Origin of the sequence: Romboutsia sp. CE17 (assembly GCF_012317385.1) — a bacterium.
Taxonomy (GTDB): Bacteria; Bacillota; Clostridia; order Peptostreptococcales; family Peptostreptococcaceae; genus Romboutsia_E.
Genome location: NZ_CP051144.1, coordinates 2,574,233 through 2,591,971, shown reverse-complemented (window position 1 = coordinate 2,591,971; position 17,739 = coordinate 2,574,233). Strand labels below are relative to the sequence as shown.

Genomic DNA, 17,739 nt, shown 5'->3' with positions numbered 1-17,739 from the left:
TCTCACTAAGAGGTGTTTTTTTGTTAAAAAAGCCTAAAAATCATGTAGATTTGAATAGTATTTAAAACTATACAAATACTATTTCTAGAATACTGATTAAAAAAGGAAGATACTATATGACAATAAATATATTTGAAACGTTAGCCTTATTAGTTTTATTTTTAATATTTGGATACTATCTTAATAATAAAGTAAAATTTTTACATGATAACTATATTCCTGCTCCTGTTATAGGAGGAACTATATTTTCAATACTACTTATTATATTAAGTAATTTTATGAATTTTAATATAGAATACGGAGATTTAGGTCCTGTAGCAATGGGAATATTTATAGGTTCTATAGGATTCAGATTTACATATCATATTTTTAAAACTACTATATCAAAGACACTTAAATATTTCTTAATAGTGATGGTAATAGTAATAATTCAAAATTTAGTTAGCTTTTCACTTGGAGAATTATTTAATAAAAGTATATATGAAAGAGCAATACTTGGATCTATAGGATTTATGGGTGATTATTCACTAACATCTCCAATAACAGATCTTATACTTAAGACAGAGCATGCAAACTTATTAAAGAATATATCGGATGTAACACTCTATTTAGGTGTAATAGGGGTAATTTTAACCTTTAAATTATTTTTAAAGAAAAAAGTTAATTTAGAACATAATACGAAGGTTCCAAATGTTTTATTAAGTCCTAGAAAGTTTTTAAATTATTTAGGAATATTGTTGTTTATAGCATTAGTTGGATTATTACCATATTTTATAAATAATTCTAAGATATTTACTACAGCAGGAGGGCCATTACTAGTAGGGATTTTTACGAGATGGGTTATAGACAAATATATAGAAAATAAAGATATAGAAATTGACAACTGGATTGTAAATTTTATAGGAAATTTTTCGTTATCGATTTTATTAATATCAGTTTTTTCAAAAGCTAATCCATTTGCTATATTTAATATAGATTTATATAGTTTATTTATATGTATAGTTCAAGTTACTTGGCTTATAGCTTTTTCTGTACTAATTATATTTAAAATATATAAAAAAGATGCCCTGGCATCATATATAGCGGCTGGAACGGTCGGATTTAGTATTGGTATACCTCCAAGTACTATGTCTGTTATACAGAATCTAACGGAAGTAGAAGGAGCACAGCCATATTTCTTATTTATTGTTCCACCAGGTGCAGCTTGGCTTATAACGATAATAAATCCAATAGAAGTTTTAATATTTATGAAATTATTTGGAGGATGATTATGACTCTAATAGAAAAAGTTAACTTGATGCAAGGTTGGTTAAGAAAGTTAGAAGATATAAAAGAAAAAAGAAGAAAAAAAGAAATTGATGATATTGATGTATATAATACGTTAAATGAAATCATAGAAAATAATAAAAATGAGCTAATTTCACTAAACTTACTTGATGTATATGAGTATTCAAAGGAGTATTATTTATTAAGAATTCAATAAATACAGGAGGATAATATAGTGAGCATATTTATTGATAAAAATAAAAAAGATAGTGGATTTTATATAATAAAAGATAATCAGGAAAATGATGAACTATTTAAAATATATTTAACTAATGAAGAAATGAATCAGCTAAAAAAAGAAATTGAATTAATTGAAGAGTAAATAAAAAGTATTAGGAATGTAGAAAACTACATTCCTAATACTTTTTTTATCTCATTACATAATGTATCTAGATGTTCTGGATTATTTATTAAATCAACTTCGTTTATATTTACATATAAAACAGGTGATTGATCATACTCAGATATCCATTTTTCATACCTATTATGAAGATTCTTCCAATACTCTAAATCAACTGTTTTTTCCATTTCACGACCTCTAAGATTTATCCTATTTATAATAGTATCTAAAGATCCATCTAAATATATCATTAAATCTGGCTTCTTTAAATATGGAACCATATCATTAAATAAATCTCTATAAGTGATGTAATCTCTTTTAGTCATTTTTCCATTATCGTATAAATTTCTAGCAAATATTTCAACATCTTCATAGATACTTCTATCTTGTATATTATTTAGTCCGTTTGCGTGAATTTCTTTTTGTTGTTTGAACCTTTGAGCTAAGAAGTAAAGTTGTAAATGGAATCCCCACTTTTCTTGATCTGCATAAAAATCTTCTAAGTATGGATTTCCATCAACTTTTTCAAAGTGAGTCTCAAATCCTAATTTTTCTCCTACTAACTTTGTTAAAGTTGATTTTCCAGCACCTACGTTTCCAGCTACAGTTATAAACTTATCCCTGCTTGCAGGAGTATTACTTTGGTTTATTATTTTAAACATTTTGTTGTCCTCCTAAGGTTGTCATTGCTTCCTCTACTTTATTTATTATAAAATGTCTGTCTTTTTCGTTATTTAGAAAGTCTAAGTTAGAGTTATCTATTTCTATTATAATAGGTTCTTTACCCATAAAATTATGTTTTATAGATAATGGATTAAAGTAATATTTATATTCCGTTCTTAACTCATCAATATAATTTCTGTTCATTTGTCTTTCAAAACTTCTATCTCTCATAGCAATTCTATTCATTAAAATATCAGTTTTAGAATTCAGATAAACTATAATATCTGGCTGCGGTAAATCATTAACAAAAGTATTATAAACTTGTTTATATCTATGAAATTGCATTTTATCAAGTGTCAGACCTGCAAATATAAGGTTTTTTATTATGTGGTAGTCACTTACAACCCCCATGCCTTTGCTTAATAAGTCTTTTTCAGTATCTTCTAATTGTTTTACTCTGTTAAATAAAAAGAATGCTTCAGTTTGTAAAGCATAACCTTTTATATCTGTATAAAATTTTGATAAAAAGGGATTTTCTTCAACTATTTCTCTAAGAAGAGTATAATTAAAGTGTTCATTAAGTATAGTTGCTAAAGTAGTTTTTCCAACTCCTATTGGACCTTCTATAGCAATAAAAATACCTCTTTCATTCATATAAGTTCACCTTCTACTAATTAATGTATTATGTATTTTATCAAAAAAACATAATTATTTCTACTCTAGACTTTTTAAATATAATTTGCATATAACAAAAAGTTTATTTAAATTAATAATATAATGGGTAAATTAAAATTATAAATAATAATAAAAATAAGGAGAATTAAATATGAATGTTTACGAAAAAGGTAATTCAGTTATATTAGAAGGGATAAAAAATTTCGATCCTAAACATATATTTGAATGTGGGCAATGCTTTAGATGGCATAAACAAGATGATGATTCTTACACAGGAGTAGTAAAAGGAAAAATATTAAATGTAAAAAGAGAAGGAAATACAGTTTATTTGAATAATACTAACATAGAGGATTTTAATAATATTTGGTTTGATTATTTTGATCTAGGTAGGGATTATAGTGAAATAAAAAATATTTTAAAAGGTATGGATGAGCACCTAGACAAAGCAAGTGATTTTGGATGGGGAATAAGAATACTACAACAAGATGGATGGGAAATGCTTATATCATTTATAATATCATCAAATAATAGAATACCAATGATACAAAGAGCTATAGAAAATCTATCTGAAAAATTTGGTAAATATATAGGCGAATATAATGGTAAAGAGTATTATGCATTTCCAACTCCAGAAGAGTTAAATAAGGCAACACAAGAAGAAATAAGAGCTTGTCAAACTGGGTTTAGAGATAAATATATAAAAAGTACTACAACGTCTGTAGTAGAAAATAAAGATGATGTACGTGAATATACTAATTTGACAACAGATGAATGCTTAAAACAGCTTTTAAAATTCAATGGAGTTGGACCTAAAGTAGGCGATTGTATAGCTTTATTTGGAATGAGAAAATATGATACATTCCCAGTTGACGTTTGGGTTAAAAGGGTTATGCAGGAATTTTATGTAACTGAGGATATGAGCTTACCGAAAATAAGATCATATGCAATAGATAAATTCGGAGATTTATCAGGATTTGCGCAACAATATTTATTCTACTATGCAAGGGAATTAGGTATAGGTAGATAATTTAATAGGGAGGGAATATGGATATTATACAAGGGTTAATCATAGGATTTTTAGTAATATCATATATTTTGGGAACCATAGTCGCAATGACAATATTACTTGAGAATAGAGATCCTTCAAAGACAGTAGCTTGGCTTTTAATATTTATTTTACTCCCAGGAATAGGTCTAATAACTTATGCAATTTTTGGAAGGAATTTAAGGAAAATAAAAATATTCAAAACCCAAAAATTAGCAAATAGTATAAAGGAAGAAAAGTTATTTAAAAATTTGGAAGAAATAAATAAAATAATAAGATTAGAGCAAGATACAATAACTATAAGTAAATTTTTAAAAAACAATGAAGAAGACAATGCAAGGTTAAAAATAATAAGTTTATTATTAAATACAGGGATGTTTCCATTTACGACGAATAATAAAATTGATGTATTTGTAGATGGGAATGAGAAATTTAATAGTCTTATTAGAGATATTGAAAATGCAAAGGATCACATACATTTAGAATATTTTATAATAAAGGATAGTGAAATAGGGCGTAAGATAAAAGAATTATTGATTAAAAAATCTAAAGAAAATGTAAAAATAAGGATACTATATGATGATGTAGGATGCTGGAGGTTTTGGTTTCATAGAAAGTTTTTCAATGAAATGAAGTCTTATGGTATAGAAATTGTACCTTTTTTACCGACTAAATTTCCAATTATCGGTGGTAAGTTAAATTATAGAAATCATAGAAAAATTGTAGTTATAGATGGACAAATAGGATATACAGGAGGGATAAATATAGGAGATGAATATATGGGGAGAAATAAAAAGTTTGGATATTGGAGAGATACCCATATTAGGATAGAAGGAACTTCTGTATATATGTTACAAATGACATTTCTTATTGATTGGTACTATAATACAAAAGAAGTTTTATTAGATAAAAAATACTTCCCTAAATTAGGAAGCTTTGGGAACTCTATGATGCAAGTAGTTGCAAGTGGACCAGATAGTGATTGGGAAGCCATACATTATGCTTATTTTTTAGCAATATGCCAAGCTAAAAGAAGCATATATATAGAAACTCCTTACTTTATACCAGATGAAAGTATTATTAGAGCGTTAAAAAGTGCAGCTTTAAGTGGAGTTGATGTTAGAATTATATTTCCAAAAATTGCTGATCATAAAATTGTTAATACAGCATCGTATTCATACTTTGATGATATTTTAAAATCTGGAGGAAAAGTATATCTATACAATAAAGGGTTTACACATTCTAAAGTAATAATTATTGATAATATTATAGCATCTACAGGTTCAGCAAATATGGACTTAAGAAGTTTTATGCTTAACTTTGAAATAAATGCATTTATATATGATGAAAATGTTATAGAATTAATGAAAGAAGACTTTTTTGAAGATATGAAAAATAGTGATGAGATTGATAAAGATGAATTTAAAAATAGAAGTATAGTGGAAAAATCTAAAGAATCTATAGCTAGACTGTTTTCACCTATATTGTAGTTTGAAAATGTCTTTATTAGAGGGATTATGTCTAAAATATGGGATTAAAAATATTTAAAAAGTATTGAAAATTATAGATGATTGGTATATCATAATAATTGTTAGCACTCTTGCTTGTAGAGTGATAATAAACAAGTAAAGAAATATTTTTATTCTACATATATTAAATCATTTAGGAGGGATAAACAATGAAAATAAGACCATTAGCTGACAGAGTTGTTATTAAAAAAGTTGAAGCAGAAGAAAAAACTGCAAGTGGTATAGTTTTACCTGGAGCTGCTAAAGAACAACCTCAAATAGCAGAGGTAGTTGAAGTTGGACCAGGAGGAATTGTTGATGGAAAAGAGATAACTATGGAATTAAAGGTTGGAGATAGAGTAATATTCCAAAAATATTCTGGAACTGAAGTTAAACTAGAAGGACAAGAATATACAATATTAAGACAAAGTGAGATACTTGCTGTTGTAGAATAATTAATTAGGAGGGGTTAAGATGGCTAAGGAAATAAAATTTGCTGAGGATACTAGAAGAGCCTTAGAAACAGGTGTAAATAAATTAGCAGATACTGTTAAAGTAACATTAGGACCAAAAGGAAGAAATGTAATATTAGATAAAAAATTCGGTGCACCATTAATAACAAATGATGGTGTTACTATAGCTAAGGAAATAGAGTTAGAAGATAGATTTGAAAATATGGGAGCTCAACTTGTTAAGGAAGTTGCTATAAAAACTAATGATGTAGCAGGAGATGGTACTACTACAGCTACAGTTTTAGCACAAGCAATTATAAGAGAAGGTTTAAAAAATGTAACTGCAGGAGCAAACCCAATACTTATAAGAAAAGGTATACAAAAAGCTGTTGAAGTTGCAGTTGAAGAATTAAAATCTCAATCAAGAACTATAGAAACTAAAGAATCTATATCTCAAATAGCTTCTATATCTGCAGGAGATGAAGAAGTTGGTAAGCTAATAGCTGAAGCTATGGAAATAGTAGGAAGAGATGGAGTTATAACTGTTGAAGAATCTAAAACTATGCATACTGAATTAGATACAGTTGAAGGTATGCAATTTGACAGAGGATTTGTATCTGCATATATGGTAACAGATGTAGACAAGATGGAAGCTGTATTAAATGATCCATACATACTAATAACAGATAAGAAAATATCTAATATACAAGAAATATTACCAGTTCTTGAACAAATAGTTCAACAAGGTAGAAAGCTATTAATAATAGCTGAAGATGTTGAGGGTGAAGCATTATCTACATTAGTTGTAAATAAATTAAGAGGAACATTTGAAGTTGTTGCTGTTAAGGCTCCAGGATTTGGAGATAGAAGAAAGCAAATGTTAGAAGATATAGCTATACTTACAGGTGGTACAGTTATATCTGAAGAATTAGGATATGAGTTAAAGGAAGCTGATTTATCATTATTAGGTAGAGCATCTTCTGTTAAAGTTAACAAAGAAACTACTACAATAGTAGATGGTGCTGGAGATAAGTCAGGTATAGAAAATAGAGTTAATCAAATAAAACATCAAATAACTGAAACAAGTTCTGAGTTTGATAAAGAAAAATTAATGGAAAGATTGGCTAAACTTTCTGGTGGAGTAGCTGTTGTTAAGGTTGGAGCTGCTACTGAAGTTGAAATGAAAGAAAAGAAATTAAGAATAGAAGATGCCTTAAATGCAACTAGAGCAGGTGTTGAAGAAGGTATGGTAGCTGGTGGAGGTACTGCTTTAGTAAGCGTAATACCAGCTGTAGAAGAGTTAGTAAAAACTTTAGACGGTGAAGCTAAGATAGGTGCTCAAATAGTAAGAAGAGCATTAGAAGAACCATTAAGACAAATAGCAAGTAATGCAGGTCTTGAAGGTGCTGTTATAATACAAAATGTTATGAATGCTGAAGCTGAAGTTGGATTTGATGCATTAAATGAAGAATATGTTAATATGATTGAAGCAGGAATAGTTGATCCAACTAAGGTAACTAGAAGTGCTTTACAAAATGCTGCATCAATAGCAGGTGTATTCTTAACAACAGAAGCTGCTGTTGCAGATATACCTGGTGAAGAGCCAATACCAGGTATGGGCGGCGGAATGCCAGGAATGATGTAATAAAAAATAAATATAATAAATAAAAATAGACTGAAATTAATGTTAATTTCAGTCTATTTTTATTTACAAATGATATTAAATTAAATAATAAAATTCAGAATAAAAAATGAAAATTGTAAATACAATTAAATTTTAAAAAATAAAGTTGTTGAAAATTTAACATATGTGTGTTAGTATACTAATATAGAAGGAAAACGTATTTTAAAACATGTCAAACAAGTTAGATTTATAAAAATTATAAATTAACAGTAAAAATAATTTTATGTCAAATCTAAAAAATAATCAAAATGGTTAAAAAAATAACTAATATATTCAAAATAGGGGGATGCATATGTTAGAAAATATACATGTGTCTGGTTTTTCAGATGAAATAAGTAGTGATTTTGATACTCAATTAGAGACAGTTAAAAGCTTAGGCATGAATTACATATCTATAAGGGGAGTCAATGATAAAAACTTCAGCGAATATACTATTGATGAAGTCAATGATTATATAAAGCCTAAATTAGATGAATACAAAGTTAAAGTCTCTTCTATAGGTTCACCTATAGGTAAAATTTTAATTGATGATGAAGAGGGGTTTGAAAAACAAATATCATTATTAGAAAAACTTTGTAAAATGTCTAATATATTAGAGTGTAAATATATTAGAATGTTCAGTTTTTATATACCAAAGGGAAAAAATCCAGAAGATTATAAAGATATAGTAATAGATAAATTAAAAAAGTTTGCAGAAATAGCTGAAAAGTATGACATAGTTCTTCTTCATGAAAATGAAAAAGATATATATGGAGATATATCTAGTAGATGCTTAACTATATTTGAAGAAGTTGGATCAGATCACTTCAAGGGAATATTTGACTTTGCTAACTTTGTTCAATGTATGGAAGATACTAGAGAATGTTATGAACTTTTAAAAGACCATATAGTTTACTACCATATAAAAGATGCTGTTAAAGAGGATAAAGAAAATGTAGTATGTGGTACAGGTCAAGGTAAGATTGAAGAAATTCTAACTGATGCAATAAAAAATGGATATGAAGGTTTTCTAACGTTAGAGCCACATCTTGTTATTTTTGATTCTTTAAAAGATTTAGAGTTAGAAGATGTAAATAATATAATAAAAAAAGATAAGGGATTAGATGGTAAGAGTGCTTATGCTCTTCAATATAAATCTTTAATAAATATATTAAAGAAAATAGATTTTAGACTAACAAAAATAGGGGGAATAAATATGAAACAAGTAAGATTTGGTATAGTTGGTATAGGACAAATGGGAGGATCTCATGCAGAGTGGTTATCTCAAGGTAAGGTTAAAAATGCTACTTTAGCAGCTGTTTGTGATATTAATCCTCAGAAAAAAGAGTGGGCATCAGAAAAATTACCAGAAGATGTTAAGTTTTTTGATAATTATATAGATATGTTAGATAGTGGAGAAATAGATGCAGTACTTATAGCTACACCTCATTATGACCATCCAATAATAGCTATGGAAGCATTAAAAAGAGATCTACATACTTTAGTAGAAAAGCCAGCTGGTGTTTATACTAAGAAGGTTAGAGAAATGAATGAGTTAGCTGAATCTAAGCCACATTTAGTATTTGGAATGATGTTCAACCAAAGAACAAATCCTTTATATCAAAAAATAAAAGAAATAGTTGCTAGGGGAGATATTGGAGATATAAGAAGAACTAACTGGATAATAACTACTTGGTGGAGACCACAAGCTTATTATGATATGAGTAGCTGGAGAGCAACTTGGAATGGAGAAGGTGGAGGAGTACTTGCTAATCAAGCACCTCATCAATTAGATTTATGGCAATGGATATGTGGTATGCCAACAAAAGTAAGAGCTAATTTACAATACGGATCTCATAGAAATATAGCTGTTGAAGATGATGTTACAGCATTTGTTGAATATGAAAATGGAGCAACAGGTACATTTATAACTTGTACACATGACATAATAGGAACAGATAGATTTGAGATACATGGGGATAAAGGTAAGATATTAGTTGAAGGAAGTAAGAAAGTAACTGTAAGTAGATTAAAAGAAAGTGAAAATGAATTAAATAAGAGAATGACATTTGCAGATGTTGCTAACTTATTCAGAGGAGAAGGAATGTCAGATCTAATGGATGTTGAAGAATTTGAAATACCAGATCAATGGGGAACTCAACATATAAATGTTATGATAAACTTTACTGAAGCTATATTAGAAGGTAAAGATTTATTAGCACCAGGAACAGATGGAATAAGAGGTGTTACTTTAGCAAATGCAATGCATTTATCTAGCTGGTTAGGAAAAGATATAGAATTACCATTCGATGAAGATTTATTCTTATCTGAACTAGAAAAAAGAAAAGCTGAAGAATTAGAATCTAAAAAAGAAGTTGAGTTAGAAACTGTATAAAATAATATAAGTGAAAGAGGGAGTGTATATGGCACTTAGAGTTGGTGTTATTGGCTTAGGAGATGTATCTGTAGTTCATATTAATGCTATATCTATGAATAAAGATGCAGATTTAGTAGCAGTATGTGATATAGATGAAAGTAAGCGTAGTTTAGTTAAAGGTGCAAATTTTTATACTGATTACAATGAAATGATTGAAAAAGAAAATTTAGACTGTGTTCATATATGTCTACCACATCACCTTCATTATCCAGTAACTAAAGATATAACTTCTAAAAATATTAATGTGCTTTTAGAAAAACCACTTTGCTTAAATATAGATGAAGTTAACAAGTTTAATGAATTAGATAAAAAGACAGATGCAAATATTTGCATCTGTCTGCAAAATAGGTATAACTATACAGTAAAAACTTTATTAGAAATAATAAAATCTAATAAATATGGAGATATAAAGGCAATAAAAGGTATTGTAGCTTGGAGTAGATCTGAGTCTTATTACTCTACAAAGCCATGGAGGGGCAAGATGAAGTACTCTGGTGGTGGGGTAATGATAAATCAAGCTATTCATACTATTGATCTAATGCAATTATTTGGTGGAGAAATAGAGTCTATAAAGGGTAATATAAATAATTTACTAGATTATGATATTGAGGTTGAAGATACAGCAACTGCAAATATAAACTTTAAAAATGGATCAAGAGGAACTTTTATATCTACAGTGGCTTATGGAGATAATTCTAGTGTTGAAATAGAAATTATTTTAGAAAAAGCTAGATTTGTTATAAAAGATAATATCCTTTATAAATATGAAAATGGTACTAAAGAAGTAGTAGCTAAAGATATATTATTTGAAGGAGCAAAACATTACTATGGATCAGGTCATGCTGAGCTGATATCAAATTATTACAATAGCTTAATTAATAAGGATAATAATTTTATACATGTTAGTGATGCGGAAAATTCTATTAGAATTATAGAATATATTAGAAATTCATCAAAAGAAAACAAATTAATTAATTGGGGGAATTAATATGAGCAAACCAACAATAGGCGTTCAAATGATGATGCTTAAAAATAAAGTTGAAGAAATAGGAATAAAAGAAACATTAAAAAAGGTAAAAGAGATAGGATTCTCTACAATTGAATTATCTCAAATACCTATGACACCAGAAAATGTTGAGCAAATAAAAGAAAGCTTAGACGAATTAGATATGAAGGTTTGTGCTACTAGTGCATCTATAAAATCAATGATGCCTGGTATGAAAATAGAGAACTTAAGAGATGATTTCGATAAAATAGTTGCAGACACAAAAGCTTTAAATTGTAAGTATATAAGAATAGGAATGATATCTTTTGATTGTTTAGGATCAAAAGAAAAAATAATTGAGTATACAAAAGAATTAAATGAAATGGGAAGAAGATTAAAAGAAGAAGGGTTAGAGTTATACTATCACAATCATCATGTTGAGTTTGCTAAGTATGATGGTAAATATATATTAGAAATAATGGCTGAAGAGAGTAACCCAGAATACTTAGGATTTGAACTTGATGTTCACTGGTTACAAAGAGGAGGAGTAAATCCTTTAGAATGGATTAAGAAATTAGCTGGAAGAACTAAGATAATACATATAAAAGACTATAGAATATCTCAAACAATAGACTTATCAGGCGGAATGGAAGGTATAATGAGAAGTTTATTTGATATGGTACAATTTGCTGAAATAGGTGAAGGAAACTTAGATATGAAGGCTATAATAGATTTAGCTGGAGAAACAGGTGTAGAGCACATATTTATAGAGCAAGATGATACATATGGAAAAAATCCTTTTGAAAGTTTAGAAATAAGCGCAAGAAATTTAAGATCTTTAGGTTTTGAAGATAGATTTGATCATAATAATTTGCTTTGTAATGCAAACATATAATATAAATATATAGAGTTTCAATATAATTTAGCATTATTGGAATTTTAATATTTCGATAATGCTAAATTTAAAGATATAAAATTTGTAGAATGTATTGTTTAAATAAATAGTTAGTTAGTATAATATAAAAATTGATATAATCTAAAGGGAAAGATTTTTTTATTTAAAGATTGGGAAAACGTTAATAATTATAAAAAAGGGGAAAATTAATAATATGCAAAATAAATTAAAAAAATTAGGTAAGTTCGATGATAATGAAGGGGGATATAATGATTGTCCTACATGGCGTTTAGGTTTATTTGCTTTAAACAATACAGCTACAAATATTTATATGTTTGCCATGGGATATATATCAATGTACGCAACCGGTATTGCTGGATTAATGGTTACAGTAGTTGGCTTTATATTAACCGCAATGCGTATTTTTGATGGTATAACAGATCCGATTGTAGGTTTTTTAATAGATAAAACAGATGGTAAATTTGGTAAGTTTAGACCATTTATAGTAATAGGTAATATTATACTTGGGGTAATGACATTTGTAATATACAAAACAGTTCATTTAGTTCCGGAAAATTTTAGATTAGTATACTTTGTAGCATGTTATGCAGTTTATATAATAGGTTATACTTGTCAAACAGCTTGTACAAAGGCGGGTCAAGCGTGCATGACTAATAACCCAACCAAAAGGCCCAAATTTGGTTTATTTGATGCTATATATAATGCAGTACTTTTCAATGGAATGCAAATATTTATTTCAAGTTATCTAGTTCCAAAGCATGGTGGATTTGGAAATATAGCCTTATATCATGAATTAATAATGTATACTATAATAGGTTCGGCTATATTAACAGCTTTAGCAGTATATGGTATATGGCCAAAAGATAGAACAGAATTCTTTGGTTTAGGAAATCAAGCTTCAAAAGTTAGTTTCAAAGATTACTGGCCAGTATTAAAAGGAAATAGAGCGCTACAAATGCTTATAGTAGCAGCTAGTACAGATAAAATAGCATTAAGTGTTGCTCAAAATGCATCAGTTACTATAATGTTATTTGGCATAATAATGGGAGATTATTCTTTAGCTGGTACTATAGGTACGATAATATTAATACCAAATATTATAATAACTATGATAGGAACAAGATATGCACAAAAATTAGGCCAAAAGAAAGCTTTAGTTGTAGGAACATGGGCTTCAATAATTTCATATACAGTTTTAGTAGCATTATTAGTTTTCGGAGATCCAACACAAATAAGTTTAAAGAATATAAGCTTTATGACAATAGCGTTTATAGTAGTTTATATAATAGCAAAAGGAGCTGTAGGAGTTTCAGGCGCGTTTGTTATACCTATGATATCAGACTGCGCTGATTATGAAACGTATTTAAGTGGACGATTCGTACCGGGTATGATGGGAACACTATTCTCATTTATAGATAAGTTAATATCATCGTTTGCTACAACTATAGTAGCATTCTCTGTTGCATCAATAGGATTTGTAGATAGGATGCCAGATGTAACAGATGTATCTAATCAAAAAATATTTTGGATGACAATGTTCTTATTTGTAGGTATGCCAATGATAGGATGGATATGCTCTTTAATAGCTATGAAGTTCTACCCACTTGACAAAGAAAAAATGAAAGAAATACAAGCTCATATACAATATATTAAAAATTCAGAGGCTGAATTAGTTTAATAAAAATGAAAAATAAATAGTTAAACATAAATAAAAGAATGAACTCACATAGAGTTCATTCTTTTATTTGCACGCAATATATATAATATCTTCTTTAAAATACAATTAAATAATTATTAAAAGTTTTGATTTAAATATTAGAAAATTTAAATTTAATATATATATAAATATTTATTATCTAAGTAAAAATAATTCACTTTCTAAATAAGTTAAAAAAATATCAAAAAAAGATAAAAAAATGTCAAAAAACATTGTGAAATGGAAAAAACTATGTTATTATGGTAACATAATAACGAAGGAAAACGATAACATAAAATCATGCATCACAATCAAGGCATTTAAATAAGGGTATTTCTATAAATAATTAAAAATTTTAAAAATGTATGGTAAAAAAATAACAAAGTACTTCGTGAGATATATTATTAAGGGGGAACAAAATGTCAAAAAACACAAATGGTATAACTTACAACAGAGCGAAGACATGGCAAATTGGTTTTTTTGCTCTTAACAATGTAGCAACAAATTTCTATATGTTTTTAATGATGTATGTATCTTATTATGCAACTGGGGTTGCAGGTATAGCGGTTGTTCTTGTATCTTCATTATTAACATCTATGCGTATGTTTGATGCAATAACAGATCCAATAATAGGTTTTATAATTGATAAAACAAATACTAAGTTTGGTAAGTTTAGACCAATGATGGTTATAGGGAATATTATATTAGCAATAAGTACGTTAGTTTTATATAAGGTAACTCATACATTACCAGAAGGTAATGCAAGAGTTCTATTTTTTACAGCAATATATGCGGTCTATATTATAGGTTATACATTTCAAACTGCTTGTACAAAAGCAGCTCAAGCATGCTTAACTAATGATCCGTCACAAAGACCTTTATTTACTAGATTTGATAGTTCATATATGTTATTGATGGGGTCTGGTATAGCTATGTATACATCTTCATATTTAGTACCTAAGTATGGTGGATTTACATTAGAAGCAATGACGGAATTTGCCGTAAGTACTGTAATAGCATCTGCTATATGTACAGTATTAGCAGTAATAGGTTTATGGTCAAAAGATAGAGCAGAATTCTTCGGAATTGGTGATAAAGGGGTTAAGGTAAAGTTCAGAGATTATATAAGTGTATTAAAAGGGAACAGAGCAATGCAAATGCTTATAGTATCTGCAGCTACTGATAAATTAGCTTTACAAGCAGCTGGAAACTCATCAGTTATGGTTATGTTATATGGAATAATAATGGGTAACTTTGAATTATATGGAAAAATGTCATTAATAACTATGATACCAACATTTATAATAATATTAGTTGGAACTAAATATGCAAGTAGATTTGGATCTAAGAAAGCTTTAGTTGCAACTACATGGTTATCTATAATAGGATATATAGCTTTATTCTTAGTAATATTCTTAGGTGATCCTACTCAAATATCATTAGAGAATTTTGGTGTTATGACTGCTCTTTGGATCGGTATATTCTGCTTCGCTAATGGAGTTAAATCAGTTTCAAGTAGTATAGTAATACCAATGATAGCAGACTGTGCAGATTATGAAACTTACTTAACTGGAAGATATGTACCAGGTATGATGGGAACTTTATTCTCATTCATAGATAAAATGATATCATCATTTGCTACTACTATTGTTGGATTCGTAATAGCAGCAATAGGATATACATCTACAATGCCAGAAGTAACAGATGTAAATACTCCTGAACTATTTTGGGCAACAGCATTCTTATTCATGGGACTTCCAATAATAGGATGGGTTTGTTCCTTAGTAGCAATGAAGTTCTATCCACTAGATGATAAGAAAATGGATGAGGTTCAAAAAAAATTAGATGAAATAAGAAAAGAAGAAGCAGTTATATAATTTAAATAAATTTATAATGCATGATAATAAAGAGTATTAACTATGTAGAATTATTAATGAACATGGTTAATACTTTTTTATGTATAAATCAATAAAATTTTTATTTTATAATTATCTACACTATAAGTATTGTATAATATATACAAATAGAATTAAATTTGAGGGAGTTGCATATGGATTTAAAAAAATTATTAGAGGGTATAAAAAATAATAGTATAAGTGTGGAAGAAGCCTTGGGAAAACTTAAAGACTTACCCTACGAAGATTTAGGATATGCAAATGTGGATCATCATAGAGAACTAAGAACTGGTTATCCAGAGGTTATATACTGTGAAGGTAAAAGTGATTCACAAATTCTAGGTATAGTAGATAAAATGACTATAAAAAATAGCAACATATTAGGAACTAGATGTAGAAAAGAAACTTACGAAAAAATAAAAGAAGTTTATCCAAATGCTGAGTATGAAGAAATATCTAAAATATTAAAAATACAAAATCATCCTATTGAGAACAAAGGAAAAGGTAAAATTGTCGTTATTACAGGTGGAACATCAGATATACCTGTAGCAGATGAAGCATATCATACAGCTCTTTTTTTAGGAAATACAGTTGAAAAAGTTTATGATGTTGGAGTAGCTGGGATACATAGACTGCTTGGCAAAAAACATATAATTGATAGCGCTCGAGTAATAATAGCTGTAGCTGGAATGGAAGGTGCTCTTCCTAGTGTAGTAGGGGGATTGGTAGATGTACCTATAATAGCAGTTCCAACATCTGTAGGATATGGCGCGAATTTTGGTGGTGTATCAGCACTCTTAACTATGTTAAATAGTTGTGCATCTGGTATATCAGTAGTAAATATAGATAATGGATTTGGAGCAGGATACTTAGCTTCAATGATTAATAAATTAACATAAAAGCTGAGGAGAGAAAATATGGAGCAAAGAATTCTTTATTTTGATATTATAAATGGAATATCTGGAGATATGACTTTAGCAACCTTATTAAATTTAGGTGTACCAAAAGAAATATTTTTAGAAGAATTAAGTAAATTGAACTTAGATGATGAATTTGAGGTAAAAATAAGTTCTAAAATCGAAAGCGGAATAAAAGGTACACATGTAAATATATTAATAAAAGAGCAAAATGCACATAGACATTTAGTTGATATATTTAATATTATTGATGAAAGTGATTTAAATAATAATGTTAAAACTATGGCTAAAAAAGTATTTATGGTTATTGGTGAAGCAGAAGCAAAAGTTCATGGAACTACAATAGATAAAATACACTTTCATGAAGTTGGAGCAATAGATTCTATTGTAGATATAGTTGGTTCTTGCATACTTATAGATTTACTTTGTGTAGATAAAATTTGTGCGACTAAAGTTCCAGTAGGGTCTGGATTTGTAAAGTGTGATCATGGAATTATGCCAGTGCCAGCTCCTGCAACACTAGAAATATTAAAAAATGTACCTATAAAAATGAATTCTGTTAAAGGAGAGTGTACAACTCCTACGGGGGCTGCAATAATAAAATCATTATGTGAAGAATTTGTAGACACTCTTGAATTTGAGCCAAAACAAATAGGATATGGTATAGGACATAAGTCTTTTGAAATACCTAATATGTTAAGAAGTGTTTTAGGTGTAAAAAAAAACAAAAGTCAATTATAGAGATAACTTGTAATATAGATGACATGTCTTCAGAGATTTTTTCGTATTTATATGAAAAGACTTTAGAAGAAGGTGCACTAGATATATATACTGAAAGTATTTATATGAAAAAGAATAGACCTGCAACTAAGGTATGTATCTTATGTAAAGAAGAGGATTTAGATAAGTTCATAGAAATTTTGCTTACAGAAACGAGTACTTTTGGAGTTAGATATATTAAGTATAAAAGAGAAGAACTTAGTAGAAAGTTTGAAAAAATACATACTAAATATGGTGACGTTAAGGTGAAAATGGGATATTTTAAAGGTAAGTTAATAAAAGTAACTCCAGAGTATGAAGAATGTAGAATTATAGCTCAAAAGTATGGTATTACTTTAAATGAGGTGTTTTTTGAAATAAACTGTATAATAAAGGAGAAAATTAGCTTTAAATTATTGACATAATTAATAAATTTTGATAAATTTATATACACCTAAAGAA

The 17,739-nt window shown here is 28.2% G+C and carries 15 protein-coding genes and 1 pseudogene; 14 read left to right on the top strand and 2 right to left on the bottom strand.

The genetic code is table 11. The annotated features are described in order from the left end of the window. Positions 1-116: 116 nt before the first annotated feature. Genes HF520_RS12325 through HF520_RS12315 form a run of 3 tightly spaced genes read left to right on the top strand, consistent with a single transcriptional unit; the run spans position 117 to position 1,648 of the window. The gene (locus HF520_RS12325; protein WP_168574306.1) at positions 117-1,268 is read left to right on the top strand and encodes a sodium/glutamate symporter; all 1,152 of its coding nucleotides are present in this window, start codon (positions 117-119) and stop codon (positions 1,266-1,268) included. A 2-nt stretch (positions 1,269-1,270) separates the two neighbouring features. Beyond that, the gene (locus HF520_RS12320) at positions 1,271-1,483 is read left to right on the top strand and encodes a hypothetical protein (RefSeq protein WP_168574305.1); all 213 of its coding nucleotides are present in this window, start codon (positions 1,271-1,273) and stop codon (positions 1,481-1,483) included. A gap of 18 nt (positions 1,484-1,501) precedes the next feature. Continuing rightward, the gene (locus tag HF520_RS12315) at positions 1,502-1,648 is read left to right on the top strand and encodes a hypothetical protein (RefSeq protein ID WP_168574304.1); all 147 of its coding nucleotides are present in this window, start codon (positions 1,502-1,504) and stop codon (positions 1,646-1,648) included. 26 nt (positions 1,649-1,674) lie between these two features. Here HF520_RS12315 and HF520_RS12310 read toward each other — a convergent pair whose 3' ends face one another. Together HF520_RS12310 and HF520_RS12305 are read right to left on the bottom strand one after the other, a co-directional pair. Then, positions 1,675-2,328, bottom strand: coding sequence for a deoxynucleoside kinase (locus tag HF520_RS12310; protein ID WP_168574303.1), 654 nt, complete (start codon positions 2,326-2,328; stop codon positions 1,675-1,677). Beyond that, complete coding sequence (locus tag HF520_RS12305) at positions 2,321-2,983, bottom strand: deoxynucleoside kinase (RefSeq protein WP_168574302.1); 663 nt, start codon at positions 2,981-2,983, stop codon at positions 2,321-2,323. Before HF520_RS12305 ends, HF520_RS12310 begins: the two co-directional genes overlap by 8 nt. A gap of 172 nt (positions 2,984-3,155) precedes the next feature. On the opposite strand from HF520_RS12305, the gene HF520_RS12300 reads away from it, so the two are divergent. The 11 genes and pseudogenes from HF520_RS12300 to larC all read left to right on the top strand — a co-directional run bounded on the left by HF520_RS12300 (position 3,156) and on the right by larC (position 17,702). Then, positions 3,156-4,031 carry a DNA-3-methyladenine glycosylase family protein gene (locus HF520_RS12300; RefSeq protein WP_168574301.1) on the top strand — a complete coding sequence of 292 codons (876 nt, stop codon included), beginning with the start codon at positions 3,156-3,158 and terminating at the stop codon, positions 4,029-4,031. Positions 4,032-4,048: 17 nt separating this feature from the next. Further along, positions 4,049-5,539, top strand: coding sequence for a cardiolipin synthase (cls, locus tag HF520_RS12295; RefSeq protein ID WP_207711003.1), 1,491 nt, complete (start codon positions 4,049-4,051; stop codon positions 5,537-5,539). A gap of 188 nt (positions 5,540-5,727) precedes the next feature. Next, entirely contained in the window at positions 5,728-6,012 is a 285-nt protein-coding gene (locus HF520_RS12290; protein ID WP_168574300.1) for a co-chaperone GroES, read from the top strand. A gap of 19 nt (positions 6,013-6,031) precedes the next feature. Continuing rightward, positions 6,032-7,654 carry a chaperonin GroEL gene (gene groL, locus HF520_RS12285; RefSeq protein WP_168574299.1) on the top strand — a complete coding sequence of 541 codons (1,623 nt, stop codon included), beginning with the start codon at positions 6,032-6,034 and terminating at the stop codon, positions 7,652-7,654. 331 nt (positions 7,655-7,985) lie between these two features. After that, positions 7,986-10,067 carry a Gfo/Idh/MocA family protein gene (locus tag HF520_RS15435; RefSeq protein WP_330586266.1) on the top strand — a complete coding sequence of 694 codons (2,082 nt, stop codon included), beginning with the start codon at positions 7,986-7,988 and terminating at the stop codon, positions 10,065-10,067. A gap of 28 nt (positions 10,068-10,095) precedes the next feature. Continuing rightward, complete coding sequence (locus tag HF520_RS12270) at positions 10,096-11,097, top strand: Gfo/Idh/MocA family protein (RefSeq protein ID WP_168574298.1); 1,002 nt, start codon at positions 10,096-10,098, stop codon at positions 11,095-11,097. A gap of 1 nt (position 11,098) precedes the next feature. Beyond that, positions 11,099-11,989 carry a sugar phosphate isomerase/epimerase family protein gene (locus HF520_RS12265; RefSeq protein ID WP_168574297.1) on the top strand — a complete coding sequence of 297 codons (891 nt, stop codon included), beginning with the start codon at positions 11,099-11,101 and terminating at the stop codon, positions 11,987-11,989. Between the two features lie 214 nt (positions 11,990-12,203). Further along, positions 12,204-13,688 carry an MFS transporter gene (locus tag HF520_RS12260; protein WP_168574296.1) on the top strand — a complete coding sequence of 495 codons (1,485 nt, stop codon included), beginning with the start codon at positions 12,204-12,206 and terminating at the stop codon, positions 13,686-13,688. A 437-nt stretch (positions 13,689-14,125) separates the two neighbouring features. Next, positions 14,126-15,583, top strand: coding sequence for an MFS transporter (locus HF520_RS12255; RefSeq protein ID WP_168574295.1), 1,458 nt, complete (start codon positions 14,126-14,128; stop codon positions 15,581-15,583). A 173-nt stretch (positions 15,584-15,756) separates the two neighbouring features. Further along, the gene (larB, locus tag HF520_RS12250; RefSeq protein WP_168574294.1) at positions 15,757-16,500 is read left to right on the top strand and encodes a nickel pincer cofactor biosynthesis protein LarB; all 744 of its coding nucleotides are present in this window, start codon (positions 15,757-15,759) and stop codon (positions 16,498-16,500) included. Between the two features lie 18 nt (positions 16,501-16,518). Further along, positions 16,519-17,702: pseudogene (gene larC, locus HF520_RS15295) on the top strand (nickel pincer cofactor biosynthesis protein LarC). The last annotated feature ends 37 nt before the right edge of the window (positions 17,703-17,739 follow it).

Excerpts from the sequence above, each read along its gene's own strand:
- HF520_RS12325 (WP_168574306.1), top strand. The coding sequence starts at position 117 with ATGACAATAAATATATTTGAAACGTTAGCCTTATTAGTTTTATTTTTA.
- HF520_RS12320 (WP_168574305.1), top strand. The coding sequence starts at position 1,271 with ATGACTCTAATAGAAAAAGTTAACTTGATGCAAGGTTGGTTAAGAAAG.
- HF520_RS12310 (WP_168574303.1), bottom strand. The coding sequence starts at position 2,328 with ATGTTTAAAATAATAAACCAAAGTAATACTCCTGCAAGCAGGGATAAG.
- HF520_RS12305 (WP_168574302.1), bottom strand. The coding sequence starts at position 2,983 with ATGAATGAAAGAGGTATTTTTATTGCTATAGAAGGTCCAATAGGAGTT.
- HF520_RS12300 (WP_168574301.1), top strand. The coding sequence starts at position 3,156 with ATGAATGTTTACGAAAAAGGTAATTCAGTTATATTAGAAGGGATAAAA.
- cls (WP_207711003.1), top strand. The coding sequence starts at position 4,049 with ATGGATATTATACAAGGGTTAATCATAGGATTTTTAGTAATATCATAT.
- HF520_RS12290 (WP_168574300.1), top strand. The coding sequence starts at position 5,728 with ATGAAAATAAGACCATTAGCTGACAGAGTTGTTATTAAAAAAGTTGAA.
- groL (WP_168574299.1), top strand. The coding sequence starts at position 6,032 with ATGGCTAAGGAAATAAAATTTGCTGAGGATACTAGAAGAGCCTTAGAA.
- HF520_RS15435 (WP_330586266.1), top strand. The coding sequence starts at position 7,986 with ATGTTAGAAAATATACATGTGTCTGGTTTTTCAGATGAAATAAGTAGT.
- HF520_RS12270 (WP_168574298.1), top strand. The coding sequence starts at position 10,096 with ATGGCACTTAGAGTTGGTGTTATTGGCTTAGGAGATGTATCTGTAGTT.
- HF520_RS12265 (WP_168574297.1), top strand. The coding sequence starts at position 11,099 with ATGAGCAAACCAACAATAGGCGTTCAAATGATGATGCTTAAAAATAAA.
- HF520_RS12260 (WP_168574296.1), top strand. The coding sequence starts at position 12,204 with ATGCAAAATAAATTAAAAAAATTAGGTAAGTTCGATGATAATGAAGGG.
- HF520_RS12255 (WP_168574295.1), top strand. The coding sequence starts at position 14,126 with ATGTCAAAAAACACAAATGGTATAACTTACAACAGAGCGAAGACATGG.
- larB (WP_168574294.1), top strand. The coding sequence starts at position 15,757 with ATGGATTTAAAAAAATTATTAGAGGGTATAAAAAATAATAGTATAAGT.